Below are 19,504 nucleotides of genomic sequence, written 5' to 3'. Positions count from 1 at the left end.
TTTCCGCATTATCCAGCTTAGTTAATGAAGTGCAGGATGATGCGGACTTTGTCGCAATAAGTTGCCGGTTTTCCCCGGAGTAGTACGGAGCCGTCGATACATCGGCGATTCATCCTGCGGCGATAGCTTTCACAAAGCTACTCACCGCACCCGGCAAGACTTTTCCTGATGTATCGATCTCGATCTGCGATATGCATCGTCATGACCGTCGCCGTCCTGGCAGCAATCATGCTGCCGGCGAAAGCCGACGAGATCGGCGTCAGCAAGGATGCAATCCTGTTCGGCCAGGCCGCAGCGCTCGAAGGTCCCTCCTCCGCACTCGGACAGCGGATGCGCCAGGGCATCGTCGCAGCCTTCACCGAGATCAACGCCAAGGGCGGCGTCCATGGCCGCAAGCTCCAGCTCATCAGCCGCGACGACGGTTACGATCCCGACCGCTCGACGGTGCAGACGCTGCGGCTGATCGAGGACGACAAGGTGTTCGCGTTGATCGGTGCGGTGGGCACGCCGACGGCGGTGGCGACGATACCGATCACCAGCGCCAGGAACGTGCCGTTCATCGGCCCGTTCAGCGGCGCTGAATTCTTGCGCGACCTCCAGCTCGCGAACGTGGTCAACATCCGTGCGAGCTATGGCGCCGAGGCCGAGGCGTGGGTCAAGCACCTCACGGAGGATCGCCATTTCACCCGCATCGCCATTTTCTACCAGGACGATTCCTTCGGGCGCGACGGTCTTTCCGGCGTGAAGCGCGCGCTTGCCAGGCGCGGTCTCGAACTCGCCGCCGAGGGCACCTTCGAGCGCAACACCCGCGCGGTCGCGTCGGCCTGGCGCACGATCAAGCGCGTCGAACCCGAGGCGATCGTCATGGTCGGGACCTACGGTCCCTGCGCGGAGTTCATCAAGCTCGCGCACCGCAGCGGCGCGCGTCCGACCTTCGTCAACATCTCCTTCGTCGGCGCCGTTGCGCTCGCCCGGGAGCTTGGCCCCGAGGGCGAAGGCGTCGTCGTCTCGCAGGTCGTGCCGTTTCCCTGGGACCGCTCCCTCAAGCTGGTTGCCGACTACCAGGCGGCGCAGACGGCGTTCGACCCCGCGCTGACACCGAGTTTCGTGTCGCTCGAAGGCTATATCGCCGGCCGTCTCGCGGCCGCGGCGCTGGAACAGGCCGGACCGCAACCGACGCGCGCGAGCCTGCTGCGGGCCATCAACGATGTCGGCCACTTCGACATCAGCGGCAGCACCGTCACCGTCGGCATGCGCATGATCGACGCGCCGCCGAAGGTGTTTTTGACGGTGATCCAGAAGGACGGGACGTTCAAAGCGGTGGACCGGCTTTAGAGCCGCTCACGGCCGCCGCGTCCAGCGGTCGGCGTTGACGGCGCCTTGGGGGGCCTCGCCTTTGACGATCGCTTCGACCTGGCGCACGGTTTCCAGCGACTGATATTCGATCGCCTCCGGCGTCAGGCCGCCGACATGGGGCGTGGCGATGACGTTGGGAAGATTCGCAAGCTCCGGACTTGGCATCTGGTCAGGCGCGCGGCCGACATCCATCGCGGCACCCGCGATACGATGTTCAAGCAGCGCCTTCGCCAGCGCCGCTTCGTCGACGAGATTACCGCGGGAGAGATTGATGAAGACCGCATGCTTCTGCATCCGCGTCAACGCCGCCTCGCCGATCAGATTTTCGGTCTGCTCGTTGGCGATGGCAAGGCAGACGACATAGTCGGACACGGCGAGGAGTTCGTCGAGGCTGACCTGCCGGATGGCGCTGTCGCTCATGGTCGCAAAGGGATCTGCGACCAGCACCTCCATGCGCATCACCTTGGCGATGTCGGCGAGATAGCGCCCTATGCTGCCATAGCCGATGATGCCGATCTTGCTGCCGGCGAGCTGACGTCCCATCCGCGGCTCCGGCTTGCGGCCGGCGTGGTAATCGGCCGTCGCCCGCGATACGCCGCGGGAGAGATCGACCATGAAGCCAACGGCGAGCTCGGCAACGGCTTGCACGAAGCCGGGCCCGGCGCGGGTCACGAGCACGCCGGCATTCGAGGCGGCCTCGACATCGACGTTGCGGATGTCGACAGCGCAGCGCACGAAGGCGCGCAGGCGCGGGAGTTGCCCAAAGATCTCGCCGCGTCCTTCGGTCATGCGGTCGGCCACGATGATGTCGACATCTTGCGCAGCGCGCACGAGGCTGGCTGATGCCAGCGTCTCATCGCTTTCGTGCAGGATCACCTCGGCAGCCGCGCGCAAACCGTTCAGGCTGCGATCGCCGTAGTAATTGCGGCGCATCTCCGGCGTGTGGGCCAGCAGGACTTTCACGGCAACACTCCCTCAATAGCCGAACGCGCGCGGCAATGCCGTGCTGAGCCATGGCACGAACGCGATCACGAGCAGGCAAAGGAACAACAGGCCGAGATAGCCCATGATCGGCTTCACTGTCTGCTCAATCGGCACGTTGCCGATCAGGCAGGCGCCGTAGAGCCCGAGCCCGAGCGGCGGCGCGAACAGGCCGATGCCCATCGCGATCACAAGCACCACGCCGAAATGCAGGGGATCGATGCCGAGCTGCACGGCCACCGGCAGCAGCAACGGCCCGAAGATGATCAGCGCGGCCGCGCCCTCCAGCACCGAGCCCATCACGATCAGCACGCCGATCGCGAGCAGGATAAACAGCCAGGTGCCGCTGGTCTTGGACAATCCCAGCATGAAATCGCCGACCGCATGCGGCACCTGCTGCAGGGTCAGCGTGAACGCCAGCGATTGCGCCGCCGCGACGATGAACAGCACGAGCCCCGCGCGCGTTGCGCCCTGGACGAAGCTGTGTGCGGCCGATGTGAAGCTGAGCTCGCGGAACACCACGCTGCCGACGACGAGTGCATAAGCCACGGCGAAGGCCGAGATTTCCGTGGCGGTTGCAAAGCCGCTCTTGAAGCCGAAGAAGATCATGAAGATCAGGCCGAACGAGGCGATCGCGCCGCTCCACAGACCCGACACCGGCATCTGCGGCGCGATGTCCTCCTCATCAGCCGGAGTCTCAGTTGGGGTCTTGCCGAAGATGATGGAGACGGTGATCAAGGCCAGCGCCATCAGCGCCGCCGGCAACAGCCCTGCAACGAACAGGCCGCCGATCGACAGGTTCGCGACGAAGCCCAGGATGATCAGGTTGATGCAGGGCGGGATGGTCTCCGCCATCACCGCGGAGGCCGCGAGCAGCGCCACGGCGCCGCCCGGATTTTGCTTGGAGCGGCGCGCCGCCGGAATCAGCACGGAGCCGACCGCCGCGACGTCGGCCATCTTCGAACCGGAGATGCCGGAGAACAGCACCATCGAGGCCACCATCACGACGTTGAGGCCGCCGCGCATGCGCCCGACCCCGCGTTGCAACAGCTCGATCAGCCGCACCGACATGCCGTTGGCTTCCATGAGGTAGCCGACCAGGATGAAGAACGGGATTGCGAGCAGCACGAAATTGTCGATGCCGCGCGCCATCTGCTGGGCGAAGATCACGCCCGGCAGCGCGCCCTCGACCCAGATGAAGATCAGCGCGGCCAGCGCCAGCGCAAAGCCGATCGGCAACCCGCCGACCAACGTCGCGAAGAAACCGATCAGCATCAGCGTGCCCGCCGACGGCACCGTGGCGGGCGACAGATAATCCCAGGCGAGATAGAGGCCAGTCACGACGGCAATCGCGACGAGGCCCCTGACGATGTCGGGGAGAGGCCTGGCGCAGAGTTGGTCGATCGCAAACACCGTCATGAACAGCGCGCCGGCGCCCATCGGGTAGAAGGTCAGCTCCAGCGGCAAGCCGGATCCGGTGGTCTGGCCCGCCGTCAGCGAGCCGAGCTTGATAGCGTTGTAGGCAACGTAGCCCGAGATCAGCACCACGAGCAGCGAACTCGCGGCGTCGACCAGCGCGCGCAGCCGTGCCGGAGCCATGTCGCGGAAGAAGGAGACGCCGACATTCTCGCCGCGCGCGAGCGCGCTCGCCGCGCCGAAGAAGGCGGAGCCGACCATCAGGCCGCGCGCGACGTCGTCGGACCACTCCACCGGCGCGTTGAAGCAGAAGCGCAGCAGCACGGAACCGCAGACGACGACGAGATCCGCAGCCAGCAAAATGGCCGCGATCGCGTCGCTGACGCGAAGCAGCAGGGCGATGCTCCCGTGGCGCCCGCCCGAGAGAGATACGGCAGCCGTCATTGCCACGTCAGGCCTGCGTGGCGCGGATGATGTCGATGACGGCCTTGGAGTCCGGCCGCGCCTTGATGAAGTTCTCGATTTGCGGCGCGACGCGCTTCTTGAACGCCTCGCGGTCGCATTCGGCCACCGTCACGCCCTTTTCGGTCAAGGCCGACAGCGCCTCCTTCTCAACCGCGAGCCCGTGGGTCCGCGTGTCGGCCGCAGCCTTCTTCGCGGCGTCGAGAAATCCGTCGCGCAGCTTCGGATCCATGCGATTGTAGGTCGTGTCGCTGAAGTAGATCGCGAGCGGCGAGAAATTGTGCTGCGTCAGTGCATAGAATTTTGCGGTTTCGAAGAACTTGCTGGCCAGGATGGTCGGCGGATCGTGCTCCAATCCGTCCAGCACGCCGGCCTGCAATGCCGTGTAGATTTCGCCGAACGCCAGCGGCGTCGCGGCGGCGCCCATCAGGCGCAGGCATTCCGTGATGACAGGATTTGGCAGGGTGCGGATCTTGAGACCGGCGAGATCTTCCGGCGTCTTCACCGGCTTTCGCGCCAGCACGCTGCGCGAGCCGAAATTATAGGCCCAGGCGATGATGCGGATGTTGCTGCCCTTGAGCAGCGCGTCCTCGATCGGCTTGGCGGCGCCGGAATCGAACGCTTTGGTCTGCTGCGGGAAGCTCGAGAACAGGAAGCCGAGATCGAAGGTCCCGACCAGCGGCACCAGATTGGCCGAGATCGACGATCCCGACACCATGAGGTCGATGACGCCGAGCTTCACCGAGTTGATGACGTCGATTTCCTGACCCAATTGGTTGTCGGGAAAGAACGCGACCTCGACCTGCTCCCCGAGGCCGTTCGCCTTCAGGTTCTTCACGAGATTGTCGTAATAGACGCGGCCGTTGGCGAATTTGGGATCGTTCGGCAGCGAGGAGGAGCATTTCAGCTTCAGCGTCGCGGCTTCGGCGCGGCCGATGAGTGCGGGGGAGAACACGAGGCCGGCGGCAAGTCCCGTCGACGACTTGATGAACGCGCGACGGTTCACGGGCACGATGGACATGGTGCGGTCTCTCCCCGATTATTGTTTTTCGCGCCGCGGACGTTGCCGCAGCCCGTTGCACGGACTGTATGGCCAAAGCGACGGCGCAGGCAAGACTTGAGGCCGGCCATTGCAAAGCGGCGTGTCGCGAAGGTCGACGGCATCAGCGCGCGGCGAAACAACCGCGTTTTTTGCGGGATTTTCGCTCAGACCGGCATCGGGCCAGATGTGCGCGAGGATGCTTTCGCGCGGCATCGGCGATCAATCCAATTGGCGCATGGATCAATGCGCAATTCACATGGATGGCGCCAGAACGATGCCGCACTGGCTCCGGCAGACCTCCTGCCCCATTTTGCCGCAGCTCAACGTGATCCAGTGCACAGACAGACGCATGGCGGCCACCTACAAAGGGTACATCATCGCGCGCATTGCCGATGGAGGTGACACCATGCGCCGTCCAATTCTTCGCAATTTGTTTCTTGCATCCGGTCTTCTCGCGCTCTCGCAATTGACGATTCCGACGGAGGCCGCGGCCGAAGCGCGGCTCGCACTCGTGATCGGTCAATCGGCCTATCGCACCGTGCCGGAACTCCCCAACGCAGCCAACGACGCCAAGGGCATGACGGAGCTGCTCGGCAATGCCGGCTTCACCGTTACCACGGCTTCCAATCTGGCGCAGAACGACATGCGTCAGGCGATCTCGGATTTCGCCGGCAAGGTCAGCGCCAGCGGCGCCGACACCGTCGCGCTGGTGTTCTATGCCGGCCACGGTCTCCAGATCGACGGCGAGAACTATCTCGTTCCCGTCGATCTCGACCCCAAGCGCGAGGCCGACATTCCGCTGCAGGGTGTGCGGCTGAACGATTTGCTCAACACGCTTGGCGCGCTGCCGACACGAGCCCGCATCTTCATGCTCGATGCCTGCCGCAACAATCCGTTCCCGGCACTCCGCGGCGCCGGACACGGGCTTGCGATCGTCGACACGAAGGCCGGCGCGCCGGGCTCCTTCATTTCCTATTCGACCTCGCCCGGTGCGGAAGCCGAGGATGGCTCCGGCATCGACAGCCCCTACACTACCGCGGCGCTGACCGTCGCCAAGCAGCCTAATCTGCCGATCGAGGAAGTGTTCAAGCGCATTCGCGTCGCCGTGGCGCAATCGACCGACGGGCGCCAGATCCCCTGGGAAAGCTCGTCGCTGACGACCGACTTCAAGTTCTTCGGCGGCGACAGCAGCGGCAGTCAGACTGCGCTTCCTGGCGCATCCTCCATGGCACTTGCGAGCGGCACGCGCAGCCTTGAGGATTGGCGCAAGGATTTGCAGGGCAAGCCGGCCATGGTCGCCTATGAGATGGTGATCACCGACGATACCGTGCCGGCGTATCAGGCCTATATCGAGTTGTATGCTCAGGATACCCGTACGCCGCGCCTGCGCACGATCATGGAGCGCCGGCGCCAGATGCTGGCCTGGGAGCGCGCCACCGCGATCAACACCCGCGCCTCGTTCGAGGCTTATCTGGCGAACTGGGACAACAGCGATCTGGCTGCGACCGCACGCAGGCTGCTGCTCCGCGTGCAGAATCGCAACTATGTCTTGCCTGCTGCTGTCGCGGCCGCTCCCGCCCCGGTCGCCGTCGCGATGGCGCCAACCTGCCCGTGCTCGACGCCTTCGACACCGGCAACGCCGGTCAACCCGACAATCGCGCCCGTGATCAAGAAGCGCGTCGACGACACGCCGCCGAAGCGCAAGGTGGTCGACGCGCCGCCCAGGCCGCGCCGGCCGCCGCCCGATGAAGTGATCTACGAGCGCGCGCCGCCGGCCGGCCCGCCGCCAGAAGCCATAGGTGTCGGAATAGGCATCGGAATTGGCATGGGCATGGGCGGCCGAGGCGGCAACTACGGTGGCCCGGGACGCGGCGATGGCTATCGCAGCCGTTACTGAGGCCGCTCGCGCGGCAGCCGGACGCGGACACGCGTGCCGCCACCGGGACGATCCTCGATGGCGACCGTGCCGCCGTTGCTTTCGACAACTTGCCTCACAATTGTGAGTCCCAATCCTGCGCCGCCGCTCTCGCGGCTGCGCGAGGTCTCCAGCCGGTAGAATGGATCGAATACGCGGGTGCGTTCGTCGACCGGGATTCCCGGCCCGCGGTCCTCGACCAGGAGATCGATCACACCGGTCTCGGCATGCAAGGAGATGTCTGCGGCGCCACCATAGAGGATCGCGTTGTTGACCAGATTGGCAATGACCCGAGCCATGCCCGCAGCCGAGCCGCGGATGAGGAGAGACGGATCTTCGCAGGTGAGCGTCACCGCTTCGCAGGCGCCCTTGCGCGCTTCGTACTCGGTCCGCGCGACGCGAGCAAGATCGACGGTCTCCGCTGACGGGCCTGCGAACGAGGCGCGGACAAAGGCGAGCGCATCATCCATCAGCGATTGCATGTCGTCGAGATCGACGATTGCCTTGTCCCGCTGCACGCTTTCGGGCAGCAGCTCGAGACGTAGCCGCAGCCGCGTGACATAAGTGCGCAGATCATGGCTGATCGCGCCGAGCACGAGGGTGCGGCTGCGCAGCAGTTCGGCGATGTTCGCCTGCATGGCGTTGACGGCGCGGATCAGCGCCCGAACGTCGGGAGCACCCCGCTCGCTGACCGGCCTGGTCTCCATGGCAGCGCCGAAGCGCTCGATGGCGACGGTCAACTCGGACAGCGGCCTGGTCTCGTGGCGGACCGCGAGCAAGGCCGCCAAAGCGACCACGAAGCCGAGAATTCCGGCCAGCAGGCCAACAGGAATGCCGAGCAGGCGAAGGCCGAGCTCGCCTGCGGTCTCGATTACCAGATAGCCGCCGCCAGCAAGTTCAATGATGGCTTGCAGGCGCGAGGTGACGAGATCACGCAAGCGGGCCACCTGCTGGCCGTCCCTGACGTTGACGAAGGACAATGCGACCAGCCGCTCCGCCGGCACACCGCTCAGCGCGCGCAGCCGTTGCTCCGCACTGCCCAGGAAACGGCCATGCAACGGGTTGGGCGGCACGTCCTGGCGCACTACCGGCTTGAATCGCGCCGTCGTGGCCGCGCGCAGCACCAGGTCACGATCGTCGCGCGGGACCCTGTCGATCGCCTCCGCCAAGGCGGCGACCTGCGCGAACAAAGCGGCAAATCCGGACGGCTCGCCGCGGCCGCGCTGCTCCACGAAATAGATAGCCACCGACAGCAACTGCACGAGAATGATGGCGCCGACGACGATAAGGCCAAGGCGGGCGGCGATATGAAGCCTGCTCATCCCCCACAGGCTCCGTGATCAGAGCGGGCGGACGTCAGCACTGAAGAGATAGCCGCCATTTCGCACGGTCCTGATCGAGAACGCAGCCTTGGGATCCGCGGCGACGAGCTTGCGGCGCAGCCGGCTGACCGACACGTCGATGACGCGGTCGAACGGATCCGCGGTCCGGCCGCGCGTCCAGTCGAGCAACTGGTCGCGCGATAGCACCCGCTTGGGCCGTTCGAGGAAACATGCCAGCAGATCAAACTCCGCTGCCGTCAACTCGACCATGCAGTCCTGGTCGTTGGACAGGCTGCGCCCGTCGAGATCGGCCACCAGCCTGCCGAAAGCAATGCGCCGCGGCGGCGGCATCTGCAGCGGGCCGTCCACACGCCGCAAAACGGCCTTGATGCGCGCCAGCAATTCCCGGGGATTGAAGGGCTTCGGCAGATAATCGTCGGCGCCGAGCTCCAGGCCGATGATGCGGTCGACATCCTCGGCCTTGGCCGTCAGCATCAAGATCGGCGTGCGGCCCTTGCTGCGCAGGCGCCGGCAGATCGACAGTCCGTCCTCGCCGGGCAGCATGATGTCAAGCACGATGAGATCCGGGCATGCCTGCATCAGCGCCCGGTCCATCGCCGCGCCGTTCTCGACGCAAACCGGCGCATAGCCCTCCCGCGTCAGCAGGTCCGCCAAGAGCGCGCGGATCTCGCGGTCGTCCTCCACGATCATGATCGTCCGAGTGTCCATCGCGATCTCTATCGAGCAACCCGCCGGCGGGAATGTGGCGAGCCCATCACTCGTTACAAAACGTTACATATCCGGCCTCGCCGGCAACATCACGGCAAAACATCGAGGCGAGATTGGCCCCCATGCGGCGACCGGTCTCGTTCCGGCGCGTCCTCGCAAACGGGAGTATCCGATGAAACTCATCCTGGCTTCGCTATCACTCGCAACGGTGCTGGCCCTCACGAGCGCCTCCGACGCAAACGCCTGGGTTCGCAGCGGCAGCGTCACGACTTGGCGCGGCACCTATTACGGCAGCGCCAGCGGCGGATGCGCCGGCGGTACCTGCTCGCGTTCGGCTTCGGTGACGGGGCCCTATGGCGGCACGATCGCACGCAGCGGCAGCATCACGCGCGTGGGTCCGCATGCATTCGACTACACGCGCACCACGACGGGTCCGAACGGCAATAGCGTGGCGCGCAGCGGCACGGTCGTGACCCATCCCTATTACGGATACCGGTACTGACCGTCGCGCCGCACGACCGTGAAATTCCGGCCAGGGTCAGAACAGTGGCCGCGGACTGCCTTCCCTCCAACCTGCAAACATGGATATCTCGAATGCGACGATTGACGATCTTGGCGTCGGCCGCGGCAGCCGCACTGGCCGCAGGTTCGACCGCGCTGGCCTTCAGTCCCAGCCCTCACCCCGCCATATCCGACAGCCTCACCGAAGTCAGCGGCGGCTGCGGGCCCGGCTGGCACCTGACGGCCAACGGCCTGTGCCGGCGGAACATCGTGCCCTATGCACCCTATGCCTATGCGGCGCCTCCCTATCCGGGGGCTTGTTGGTGGACCAGCACGCCATTCGGCGCGCGGAGGGTCTGCGCATGGTGAGACCTGTACAACTGCGGGAGCTGCGACGCGCGATCGCGGCCATCATCTCCGCGCTGGTCGCGGTATCGTCCGCGGGCGCCGCGTCCGCCCAGCAACCGCGACAGGAGGTACGCCAAGCGTGCACCGCGGACATGCGCGCGCTGTGCTCTGGCATCATGCCGGGAGGCGGCCGCGTCAAGCAGTGCATGATCGAGCATTTCGACCAGCTATCGGATGGCTGCAAGAGCGCGCTGAAGCAGGCGCAGGCGTCGAAGCCATAGAGCGTAGTCTCGCGAGAGTGCGCGTGGGGCTCGCAGACGCGATAAGTGCCTGCGGGCCCTGCGGCGTCGCACGATATAGCGGCGAGGCCGGCAACCCCATGTTTGCCGACGACCGGCAGCTGTGGTCTGGTCGGCCAACGGGACGCTTCGGGGATTCGCTGCTGATGGCGCAGGACGCTCACACCGCAACATCATGGCCGCTATTTCGCTCGCTGGCGTCCTATTCGCTGCCTGGCGACCTCATGGCCGGCCTGACGCTTGCGGCGATCGCGATTCCCGAGCAGATGGCGACCGCACGGCTCGGCGGCTTCGCCCCGCAGATCGGCTTCTTCGCTTTCATGGCGGGGTCGCTCGGCTTTGCGATGCTCGGCGGCAATCGTTTCCTGTCCTGCGGCGCCGATTCCACGATCACGCCGATCTTCGCCGGCGGGCTGGCGGCGCTGGCCGCCGCCGGCTCGCCTGAGTATCAGGGATTCGCGATCGCGCTGGCGCTGATGGTCGGCGCGATGATGCTGGCTGGCGGCGCTTTCCGCCTCGGCGGCATCGCCAATCTCTTGTCCGTGCCGGTCATGGTCGGCTTCCTCGCCGGCATCTCCGTCCACATCATCGTGTCGCAAGTGCCGGGCGTGCTGGGCCTGGACTCGCCGAGCGGGCCGACGCTCGATCGCATCGGCGTGCTCGCAAGCGAACTCGGCCGCACCAATCCGTTCACGCTGTGCATCGGCTTCGGTGTGCTGGCCGTGGTCTTCGTCGCCGAGAAGATCAGCGCAAAAATCCCGGGCGCGCTGATCGGGCTCGTTGCCGCGACCCTGGCCACGATCGCGCTCGGCCTCGAGAACAAGGGCGTCAATGTCGTCGGCCTCGTGCCGGGGACGCTGCCGCGGCCGACCTTCCCCGAGCTCGCTCCGGAGCAATGGGTCCGCCTCGTGCCGCTCGCCTTTGTCATCACGGTCGTGGTGATGGTGCAGACGGCGGCGACGACGCGCTCGTTCCCGTCCGATCCCGACAAGCCGGCCGATGTCGATCGCGACTTTCTCGGCGCGGGCGCCGGCAGCGTGCTGTCGGGCCTGTTCGGTGCATTTCCGGTCAATGCCAGCCCGCCGCGGACGGGCATTGTCGCCGAGACCGGCGGACAATCGCAGCTCGCGGGCCTCGCCGCGGCTGCAATCGTGCTGGCGCTGCTCGCGTTTGGAACGGGGTTGCTGCAGCACGTTCCGGACGCAGCCCTCGGCGGCATCCTGCTGTTCGTCGCCCTGCGCATCATCCGCGTGAAGCAGATCGTCACGATCTATCGCCAATCCCCGAGCGAATTCCTGCTGATTGTCGCCACCGCCGCGCTGATCATCGTGCTGCCGATCCAGCAGGGCGCATTCCTCGGCATCGTGCTGTCGCTGCTGCACGGCATCTGGAGCACGACGCGCGCGCGGCTCGTCGAGTTCGAGCGCGTGCCGGGCACCACGATCTGGTGGCCGGCGCATCCGCACATCGCCGGCGAGCGGATCGCCGGCGTCGCCGTAATCGGACTGCAGGCGCCGCTGTCGTTCCTCAACGCGCCCGGCTTTCGCAGCGACGTAGCCAAGGTGCTCGGCGCGACGCCGCCGCAGCTGCTGGTGCTGGAGGCGAGCGGCATGGTCGAGATCGACTTTACCGCCGCGCAGATCCTGCTTGACGTGTTCAGGGCGTGCAGCGAACAGGGCGTCACGGTCGCGTTGGCCCGGCTGGAATCGGTGCGTGCGCAGGACGCGTTCGAGCGGTTCAGGCTGTTCGAGGCCCTGCCCCGGGAGAACGTCTTCCACAGCGTCGACGAGGCCGTGCGGAAGTTGGCGAAATAACTGCGCTCACTGCGCCAATGTCGGATGATCCCGCTGCACCGTTTCGCGGATCCAGTTGGCATGGATCGCGCGAAACAGGATCTGCGCCGTCTTGAGGTCGTTCGCTGTCATGCAGAGATCGACGATGCGACGGACTGCGTCGTCGCGCATCAGTCCATCCGAGATCTTCATCGCGATTTCCATCGCGACTTTCGCCGCCCGCTCGTAGCGCTCGCTGTCGCGCTTGTCGTTGCGCGCGCTGCCTGCCGCGCTGGCCGCAGCGGCGTCACAGATCGCACGGATGCGCTCGGCGGCCTCGATGTCGCCGAGCGGCCGTTCGATCGCTTCGTCCCAGATGTCCTGACGCGTCTTGCGCGCGAACCACTGCATTGCCTGCTCCGTGGTGAGGGAGCGAGCATAAACGGCGGCCACGGCGGGCGCTACGCCTCCGGTACGATCTTGCCGGGATTGAAGATGTTCTGCGGATCGAGCGCCTTTTTCAGCGCCCGCATCGCGTCGATCGCCTCGGGGCCGAGCTCCGCCTTGAGGTATTTCTGCTTGCCCTGGCCGATGCCGTGCTCGCCGGTGCAGGTGCCGTCCATCGCCTGCGCGCGCTCGACCAGCCGATGCATGAACTCCTCGCCGCGCGCCATCTCGTCGGCATCGTTGGTGTCGCAGACCAGCGAACAGTGGAAATTGCCGTCGCCGACATGACCGACGATCGGCGACAACAGGTTGAGGCGCTTGAGATCTTCCTCGGTCTCGCCGACGCATTCGGCAAGCCGCGAGATCGGCACGCAGACGTCGGTCGCGACCACGCCGATGCTGTCGCCGGGCCGCAGCGCCTTGACCGACCAGTAGGCGTCGTGCCGCGCCTGCCACAGTTTTGTGCGATCCTCCGGCTTGGTGGTCCAGGAGAAATCGCCGCCGCCGTACTCCCCGGCGATCTCGGCGAAGGCCTTGGACTGCTCGGCGACCTCGATCTCGCTGCCGTGGAATTCCATCAGCAGCAGCGGCGTTTCCGGCAGCGTCAGCTTCGAATAGGCGTTGCAGGCCCGCACCTGCGCGGCGTTGAGCAACTCGATCCGCGCGACGGGAATGCCGGTCTGGATCGCCAGGATCACGGCCTGACACGCCCCATGCACCGTCTCGAACGACACCGCGCCGGCCGCGATCGTATCGGGGATGCCGCGCAGGCGGATGGTCAATTCGGAGATGATGCCGAGCGTGCCCTCGGCTCCGACGAACAGATGCGTCAGGTCGTAGCCGGCGGATGATTTCTTCGCACGCGTGCCGGTCGTGATGATCTCGCCGTCGCCGCGCACCACCTTCAGCGCCAGCACACTGTCGCGCATGGTGCCGTAGCGCACCGCGTTGGTGCCGGAGGCGCGGGTCGAGGCCATGCCGCCGAGCGAGGCGTCGGCGCCGGGGTCGATCGGGAAGAACAGGCCCTGGTCGCGGAGATGCTCGTTGAGCGCCTTGCGGGTGACCCCAGGCTGAATCACGCAGTCGAGGTCCTCGGCATGCACCGCCAGCACCTTGTTCATGTCGCGCAGATCGATGCAGATTCCGCCGGCGGGTGCGTTGACCTGGCCCTCGAGCGAGGTGCCGGTGCCGAAGGCGATGACGGGCACGCCGTTTTTCGCGCAGATCCGCACCACGTCCTGGATGTCGGCGGTCTCCTGCGCCATCACCACGCCGTCCGGCGGCTGGTTCACGATCCATGTGGTGGTATGGCCGTGCTGCTCACGGACGGCTTGCGAGGTGATGAGGCGGTTGCCGAACCGTGCGGCAAGCTGCTCCAGCGCGCTCGCGAGGGCTTTCGGCGCCGGCCGCGGCGGATTATTGGTGATGGTCGTACCCACGGACGTTCCTCCCGACGAGACGAACCGTGGCAAAGGACATCTCACCGGTCAAGTCAAGCGACCGGCCGCATAGCTGGGGAAGGAAATATGCCGGAGACTGCCGCCACAGCGACCAACACCGTGCCGTTCCGCGCCTCGATCATGCAGATCGAGCCGCAATGGATCGACTACAACGGCCACCTCAACATGGCCTATTACAACGTGATGTTCGACCGCGCGATCGACCAGATGTGGCTGACGCTCGGGATCGGTCCGGGCTACATGAAGGAGCGCAGCGGCTCGACCTTCACCGCCGAATGCCACGTGCGGTATTTGCGCGAAATCCACCTCGGCGATCCCGTGCAGGTCTCGGTCTGGCTGCTGGAAGCCGACGACAAGCGGCTGCACACCTTCCAGGAGCTGCGACACGCGACCGAGGGTTGGCTGTCCGCCACGTCGGAAAACATGTCGCTTCACATCGACATGGGCTCACGAAAGGTGGCGGCTTTTCCACCAGACATCCGTGAGCGCATTGCAGCGGTGGTCAAGGCCCACATCGCCGTGCAGCGGCCCGAGGGCATCGGCCGCAACGTGGCGATGCCCTCGAAGCGGTAAGCGCGCTAGACCCTGTTACGGCCGCGGGCCAATCCAACAACGGCCGAGACCAGGAACAGCACGACCGCGATGAAGAAGATGATCTTGGCGATTTCGATCGACGCGCCGGCGAGGCCGCCAAAGCCCAGGATACCGGCGATCAGGGCGATAACCAGAAACGTCACTACCCAGCTAAGCATGATCCGAACCTCTGTTTCGATGTTTGTCTGCGATCGGCGACTGACGCGCCTCACTTGCAGAACCAATCGCCAACGCGGAACAATGGTTCCGGCCCGCTGGAGCCGGAAATTCGCCTGACCCGCAGGAACAAATTGGCTTTCCGCGCACGTGGAAAACCCCCGACCGCGGCCCCATATAGGGATCAATCCCTGTTAAGAAGGCTCCCCTTTCACCACCCCGCGGTGCCAACGTGGGGCAAATGATTCGCATGACCGAGCCGAGCAAGATCACGTCCCAAAGCGTCCCCGACCACCAACCCGCAGCCGGCGGCATCGCCGCGCGTGCGCGGGCCTCGGTAGGCCCGCAATACCTGTCCGGGCTCAATCCGGAGCAGCGCGAGGCTGTGGAGACGCTGGACGGCCCGGTTCTGGTGCTGGCCGGCGCCGGCACCGGGAAGACCCGCGTGCTGACCACGCGCATCGCCCATATCCTGAGCCAGGGCCGCGCCCGCCCCTCCGAGATCCTGTCGGTGACCTTCACCAACAAGGCCGCGCGCGAGATGAAGCACCGGCTCGGCCAGATGCTCGGCCATGCGGTCGAAGGCATGCCGTGGCTCGGCACCTTCCACTCCATCGGCGGACGCATCCTGCGCACCCATGCCGAGCTGGCGCAGCTCAAGTCGAACTTCACCGTGCTCGACGTCGACGATCAGGTGCGGCTCCTGAAGCAGCTCCTGCAAGCCGACAACATCGACGACAAGCGCTGGCCCGCGCGCATGCTGGCCGGCCTGATCGACGGCTGGAAGAACCGCGGCCTGACGCCGTCGCAGGTGCCCTCGGGCGAAGCCGCCGTCTTCGCCAACGGCAAGGGCGGCAAGCTCTATGCGAGCTATCAGGAGCGGCTGAAGATCCTGAACGCCGCCGATTTCGGCGATCTGCTGCTCGAGGATATCCGCATCTTCCGCGAGCACCCGGATATCCTGCGGCAGTACCAGCAGCGCTTCAAATTCATTCTGGTCGATGAGTACCAAGACACCAACGTCGCGCAGTATCTGTGGCTGCGGCTGCTGTCGCAGGCGCCGTCGAAGCCAACCTCGCCCACTGTCATTCCGGGGCGGCTCGAAGAGCCGAACCCGGAATCCGGAGATGAGTCCTCGGCTCCAGATTCCGGGGCGCCTTCGGCGCATCCCGGAATGACGGCTGTCCCTGTAGGCCCCACCAAAAACATCTGCTGCGTCGGCGATGACGACCAGTCGATCTATGGCTGGCGCGGCGCGGAGGTCGACAACATCCTGCGCTTCGACCATGATTTCCCCGGCGCCAAGGTCATCCGCCTCGAGCGCAACTACCGCTCGACCGGCCACATCCTCGCCGCCGCCTCGCACCTGATCGCGCACAACGAGGGCCGGCTCGGCAAGACGCTGCGCACCGAGGACCATGACGGCGAGAAGGTCACGGTCACAGGCTCCTGGGATTCGGAAGAGGAAGCCCGCGGCATCGGCGAGGAGATCGAGCAGATCCAGCGCCAGGGCGACAAGCTCAACGAGATCGCGATCCTGGTGCGCGCCTCCTACCAGATGCGCGAGTTCGAGGACCGTTTCGTCACGCTCGGCCTGCCCTATCGCGTCATCGGCGGCCCGCGCTTCTACGAGCGCGCCGAAATCCGCGATGCGCTGGCTTATCTGCGCGTCATCAATTCACCGGCCGACGATCTCGCCTTCGAGCGCATCGTCAACACGCCCAAGCGCGGCCTGGGCGATGCCACCGTGCAGATGCTGCACGATCACGCCCGCAAGCGCCGCATTCCGCTGTTCGAGGCGGCGCGCGCGGTGGTCGAGACCGATGAGCTGAAGCCGAAGGCGCGCGGCTCCTTGCGCGACGTCGTCGCCCAGTTCGACCGCTGGCGCGCCCAGCGCGAGGTCACGTCGCACACTGATCTGGCCCAGATCGTGCTCGACGAGAGCGGCTACACCGAGATGTGGCAGAAGGACCGCTCGGCGGACGCCGCGGGTCGGCTCGAAAACCTCAAGGAGCTGGTGCGCTCGATGGAGGAGTTCGAGAATCTGCAAGGGTTTTTGGAGCACATCTCGCTGGTGATGGACCGCGACAGCGGCGCCGATGAGGACGCGGTGTCGCTGATGACGCTGCATTCGGCCAAGGGGCTGGAATTCGACAACGTGTTCCTGCCCGGCTGGGAGGAAGGCCTGTTTCCGAGCCAGCGCACGCTGGACGAACAGGGCCGCGCCGGCCTCGAGGAAGAGCGCCGGCTCGGCCATGTCGGCCTAACCCGCGCCCGCCGCCGCGCCAAAATCTATTTTGCCACCAACCGCCGGATCCATGGCACCTGGTCGACCACGATCCCGTCGCGCTTCCTCGACGAACTGCCGGCGGCCAATGTCGAGATCACGGAATCCAAGGGCGGCTCGGCCTGGGGCGGCACCGGCGGCTACGGGGCCTCCCGCTTCGACGACATGGAAGCGTTCGGCTCCACCTATTCGACCCCGGGCTGGCAGCGCGCCCAGGCCAATCGCAATCGTGGCGGCGGTGGGGGCGGCAATGGCGGCCGCGGCAGCTTCGAGGAACAGGCCTCGTCGTTTTCGTCCCAGTCGTCCTCGCCCGATTTCGGCAGCTTCTCCTCGCGCCGCCGTGGGCCGCTGACGATCGAGGGCGAGCTGGTGGCCAAATCCACCGGCACGACCTCGGAATTCTCCGTCTCAGACCGGGTCTTCCACCAGAAATTCGGCTACGGCCGCGTCACCAAGATCGACGGCAATAAGCTCACCATCGCCTTCGACAAGGCGGGGGAAAAGAAGGTCGTGGACAGTTTTGTGCAGCGGGCGTGAGGCCCCTGCCCTGTGTGGCGGTGGCGTTACGCTGCCGTTTCTTCCTTCTACGCCCCTTGACCACCGCGAACTTCCCCGTATCAGATGCGGCCATGGTCCGGGGCTCCATCACACTGATCGTACTGGCATTGGTTATGCCGTCGCTTGCAGCGGCGGAGACCATGAGCTTTGGCGATTCGATCGGGATGCTGGCGAAAAGTTGCGGTGCGGAAATCGTCGCCAATTGCCGCGGCGTCAACCCGGATTCGACCCGCCTGAAGGAGTGCCTGTCGCGCAACCGCGACGTGCTCTCACAGCAGTGCCAGAGCGACTATCTCGGCGCCTTCGATGCCATCCAGAAGCGCGTCGCCGCCCGGGTCACGGTGGCGAACGCCTGCCAGCGCGAGATCGTCAAGGTCTGCGGCGGCTCGACCAAGGAGACCAGCAAGGCGGTCCCCTGCCTGGTCTCGACGCCCAAAGGCATCAGCAACAACTGCCTGAAGGCCGTCGACGACGCGGGGTATCGGTGATGCCGGCGAACAGGCTTTTCACCGCCGGAATATCCATCGCGCTCGGCCTCGCTTTGCTCGCGGGCGCAGCCCAAGCGCAGACGGCGCCGCCGACCCGCGACGACATCGTCGGCAAGCTCAACCATTTCGAACAGCCCGCCGAGATCGATCTTCCCGCGCTGAAGCTGCAGGTGATGGAGCGGGCCAAGGCCAGGATCAAGAACGATCCGGGTCCGGTGAACCGGCCGCTGATCGCGCCCGATCTGGTCAATTTGCCGACCTTCACCGCGCAGATTCAGTTCGACGCCGACACGCCGATCATCCAGCCGGCGTCCTACCAGACCGTCGGCCGCCTCGCCGACGCGCTGGTCCATGCTTCACTGCTGCCCTACACGTTCCTGATCGTCGGCCATGTCGAATCCAACGCGAAGACGCGCGAGGCCAACGCCATCCTGAGCCAGCGCCGGGCGGACGCGATTCGCGACGTGCTGGTGAACACGTTCAAGATCTCGACCAAGCGGTTGCATCCGATCGGCCTCGGCGAGGAGCAGTTTCTCGACCGGGCCAGGCCAAGCTCGGCCGTCAACGGCCAGTTGCAAATCGCGACCTACGCCAAGGTACCGGAGGAAGCGCCTGCGCATCCGGCTGCGACACCTGCGCCTGCGGCGAAAAAGCCCGCCAAGAAGCGCTGAGCGGACGCGCCGCGGCGCCCGACGGAACCCTTTGAAGTCCCGATCGTTTTGTGACCTGTCTCACAGCGCAACAGCGCGGTTTCGCGCGACAATCGCGCCGGTTTGTGCACCGCCCTATCAGGTGCTATAGGCTTTTTTCGCCCTTCCCGACCCCATGCTGCACGAGACCGAGATGGCCAGTTATTTTCAACGCCAGCTGGCCGACTACGTCGAATATCATCGCGATCCCTGGAACTGCGCGATGCACGTGGTCGGCATCCTCCTGCTCTTCACCGGCGCCGTGCTGCCGCTGACGCTGGTCCATTTCCCGCTGTTCGGGATCGAGGTGAGCCTCGCCGTGATTCTTGCCCTGCCGGTGCTGGTCTACTGGCTGATGCTGGACGCCGGGATCGGGCTCGGCATCCTCGCCTCGATGATCGTGCTGCTTTCGGTCGCAACCGCGATCGGCAATCAGGTCTCGATCGTCATGATGTGGTCGATTTTTGCGGTGCTGATCGGAATTGGCGTCGCTTCGCAGATCGTCGGCCACAAGGTTTTCGAGGAGCGGCAGCCGTCGATGGTCGACCACCCCACGCATTTTCTGCTTGGACCGATGTTTGTCATGGCAAAATTATTCATTGCATTGGGCTTCCGTCGCGACCTTGCCGCGATTCTGGCGCCTGTTCCGACCAATTCCCTTTCAACCCGATAGCTCTAAACG

The 19,504-nt window shown here is 65.6% G+C and carries 19 protein-coding genes; 11 read left to right on the top strand and 8 right to left on the bottom strand.

Going from position 1 to position 19,504, the window contains the following annotated elements:
- Positions 1–201: 201 nt before the first annotated feature.
- Positions 202–1,335 carry an ABC transporter substrate-binding protein gene (locus GWG67_RS31690; protein ID WP_275173439.1) on the top strand — a complete coding sequence of 378 codons (1,134 nt, stop codon included), beginning with the start codon at positions 202–204 and terminating at the stop codon, positions 1,333–1,335.
- 6 nt (positions 1,336–1,341) lie between these two features.
- Here GWG67_RS31690 and GWG67_RS31685 read toward each other — a convergent pair whose 3' ends face one another.
- From GWG67_RS31685 to GWG67_RS31675, 3 genes are read right to left on the bottom strand one after another with little or no spacing between them, the layout of a single operon-like run.
- Entirely contained in the window at positions 1,342–2,319 is a 978-nt protein-coding gene (locus GWG67_RS31685) for an NAD(P)-dependent oxidoreductase (protein WP_275173437.1), read from the bottom strand.
- A 12-nt stretch (positions 2,320–2,331) separates the two neighbouring features.
- The gene (locus GWG67_RS31680) at positions 2,332–4,197 is read right to left on the bottom strand and encodes a TRAP transporter large permease subunit (protein WP_275173435.1); all 1,866 of its coding nucleotides are present in this window, start codon (positions 4,195–4,197) and stop codon (positions 2,332–2,334) included.
- A gap of 7 nt (positions 4,198–4,204) precedes the next feature.
- A complete protein-coding gene (locus GWG67_RS31675) occupies positions 4,205–5,236 on the bottom strand; it encodes a TRAP transporter substrate-binding protein (RefSeq protein WP_275173433.1) in 1,032 nt (343 codons plus the stop codon).
- Between the two features lie 427 nt (positions 5,237–5,663).
- Between GWG67_RS31675 and GWG67_RS31670 the strand changes: the two genes are divergently transcribed.
- Positions 5,664–7,154, top strand: coding sequence for a caspase family protein (locus GWG67_RS31670; RefSeq protein ID WP_275173557.1), 1,491 nt, complete (start codon positions 5,664–5,666; stop codon positions 7,152–7,154).
- On the opposite strand, the gene GWG67_RS31665 is transcribed toward GWG67_RS31670, so the two are convergent.
- Together GWG67_RS31665 and GWG67_RS31660 are read right to left on the bottom strand one after the other, a co-directional pair.
- Positions 7,148–8,494 (bottom strand): cell wall metabolism sensor histidine kinase WalK, encoded by a 1,347-nt coding sequence (locus GWG67_RS31665; RefSeq protein ID WP_275173431.1) that lies wholly within the window; start codon positions 8,492–8,494, stop codon positions 7,148–7,150. The genes GWG67_RS31670 and GWG67_RS31665 overlap by 7 nt on opposite strands.
- A gap of 18 nt (positions 8,495–8,512) precedes the next feature.
- The gene (locus GWG67_RS31660; RefSeq protein WP_275173430.1) at positions 8,513–9,223 is read right to left on the bottom strand and encodes a response regulator; all 711 of its coding nucleotides are present in this window, start codon (positions 9,221–9,223) and stop codon (positions 8,513–8,515) included.
- A gap of 172 nt (positions 9,224–9,395) precedes the next feature.
- Between GWG67_RS31660 and GWG67_RS31655 the strand changes: the two genes are divergently transcribed.
- From GWG67_RS31655 to GWG67_RS31640, 4 genes are all read left to right on the top strand, one after another.
- Positions 9,396–9,725, top strand: coding sequence for a hypothetical protein (locus GWG67_RS31655; protein WP_275173428.1), 330 nt, complete (start codon positions 9,396–9,398; stop codon positions 9,723–9,725).
- A gap of 92 nt (positions 9,726–9,817) precedes the next feature.
- Positions 9,818–10,093 (top strand): GCG_CRPN prefix-to-repeats domain-containing protein, encoded by a 276-nt coding sequence (locus GWG67_RS31650; RefSeq protein WP_275173426.1) that lies wholly within the window; start codon positions 9,818–9,820, stop codon positions 10,091–10,093.
- Positions 10,087–10,353 (top strand): hypothetical protein, encoded by a 267-nt coding sequence (locus GWG67_RS31645; RefSeq protein ID WP_275173424.1) that lies wholly within the window; start codon positions 10,087–10,089, stop codon positions 10,351–10,353. The genes GWG67_RS31650 and GWG67_RS31645 overlap by 7 nt, the downstream gene beginning before the upstream one ends.
- A gap of 164 nt (positions 10,354–10,517) precedes the next feature.
- On the top strand, positions 10,518–12,185 hold the full coding sequence (locus GWG67_RS31640) for a SulP family inorganic anion transporter (protein ID WP_275173556.1): 1,668 nt from the start codon (positions 10,518–10,520) through the stop codon (positions 12,183–12,185).
- A 6-nt stretch (positions 12,186–12,191) separates the two neighbouring features.
- Here the strand turns inward: GWG67_RS31640 and GWG67_RS31635 are convergent, their stop codons facing one another.
- Entirely contained in the window at positions 12,192–12,554 is a 363-nt protein-coding gene (locus tag GWG67_RS31635) for a hypothetical protein (RefSeq protein WP_275173422.1), read from the bottom strand.
- A 50-nt stretch (positions 12,555–12,604) separates the two neighbouring features.
- Positions 12,605–14,029: an FAD-binding oxidoreductase gene (locus GWG67_RS31630; RefSeq protein ID WP_275173421.1), complete on the bottom strand. Its 1,425-nt coding sequence runs from the start codon at positions 14,027–14,029 to the stop codon at positions 12,605–12,607.
- Between the two features lie 87 nt (positions 14,030–14,116).
- Here GWG67_RS31630 and GWG67_RS31625 point away from each other — a divergent pair, with 87 nt between their 5' ends.
- Positions 14,117–14,623: a thioesterase family protein gene (locus GWG67_RS31625; protein WP_275173419.1), complete on the top strand. Its 507-nt coding sequence runs from the start codon at positions 14,117–14,119 to the stop codon at positions 14,621–14,623.
- A gap of 5 nt (positions 14,624–14,628) precedes the next feature.
- On the opposite strand, the gene GWG67_RS31620 is transcribed toward GWG67_RS31625, so the two are convergent.
- A complete protein-coding gene (locus tag GWG67_RS31620) occupies positions 14,629–14,802 on the bottom strand; it encodes a DUF1328 domain-containing protein (protein WP_007600914.1) in 174 nt (57 codons plus the stop codon).
- Between the two features lie 239 nt (positions 14,803–15,041).
- Here GWG67_RS31620 and GWG67_RS31615 point away from each other — a divergent pair, with 239 nt between their 5' ends.
- From GWG67_RS31615 to GWG67_RS31600, 4 genes are all read left to right on the top strand, one after another.
- Positions 15,042–17,624: an ATP-dependent helicase gene (locus tag GWG67_RS31615; protein ID WP_275173417.1), complete on the top strand. Its 2,583-nt coding sequence runs from the start codon at positions 15,042–15,044 to the stop codon at positions 17,622–17,624.
- A 92-nt stretch (positions 17,625–17,716) separates the two neighbouring features.
- Complete coding sequence (locus GWG67_RS31610) at positions 17,717–18,133, top strand: hypothetical protein (protein ID WP_275173415.1); 417 nt, start codon at positions 17,717–17,719, stop codon at positions 18,131–18,133.
- Complete coding sequence (locus tag GWG67_RS31605; RefSeq protein WP_275173413.1) at positions 18,133–18,804, top strand: OmpA family protein; 672 nt, start codon at positions 18,133–18,135, stop codon at positions 18,802–18,804. The genes GWG67_RS31610 and GWG67_RS31605 overlap by 1 nt, the downstream gene beginning before the upstream one ends.
- A gap of 154 nt (positions 18,805–18,958) precedes the next feature.
- Positions 18,959–19,495, top strand: a complete 537-nt coding sequence (locus GWG67_RS31600) for an Mpo1-like protein (protein ID WP_342761069.1) — start codon at positions 18,959–18,961, stop codon at positions 19,493–19,495.
- The last annotated feature ends 9 nt before the right edge of the window (positions 19,496–19,504 follow it).

The sequence above is a fragment of the Bradyrhizobium sp. CSS354 genome, from assembly GCF_029051725.1.
Classification (GTDB): Bacteria; Pseudomonadota; Alphaproteobacteria; order Rhizobiales; family Xanthobacteraceae; genus Bradyrhizobium.
The sequence above is the reverse complement of the archived record's forward strand: the minus strand, read 5'-3'. Positions and strand labels throughout refer to the sequence as shown.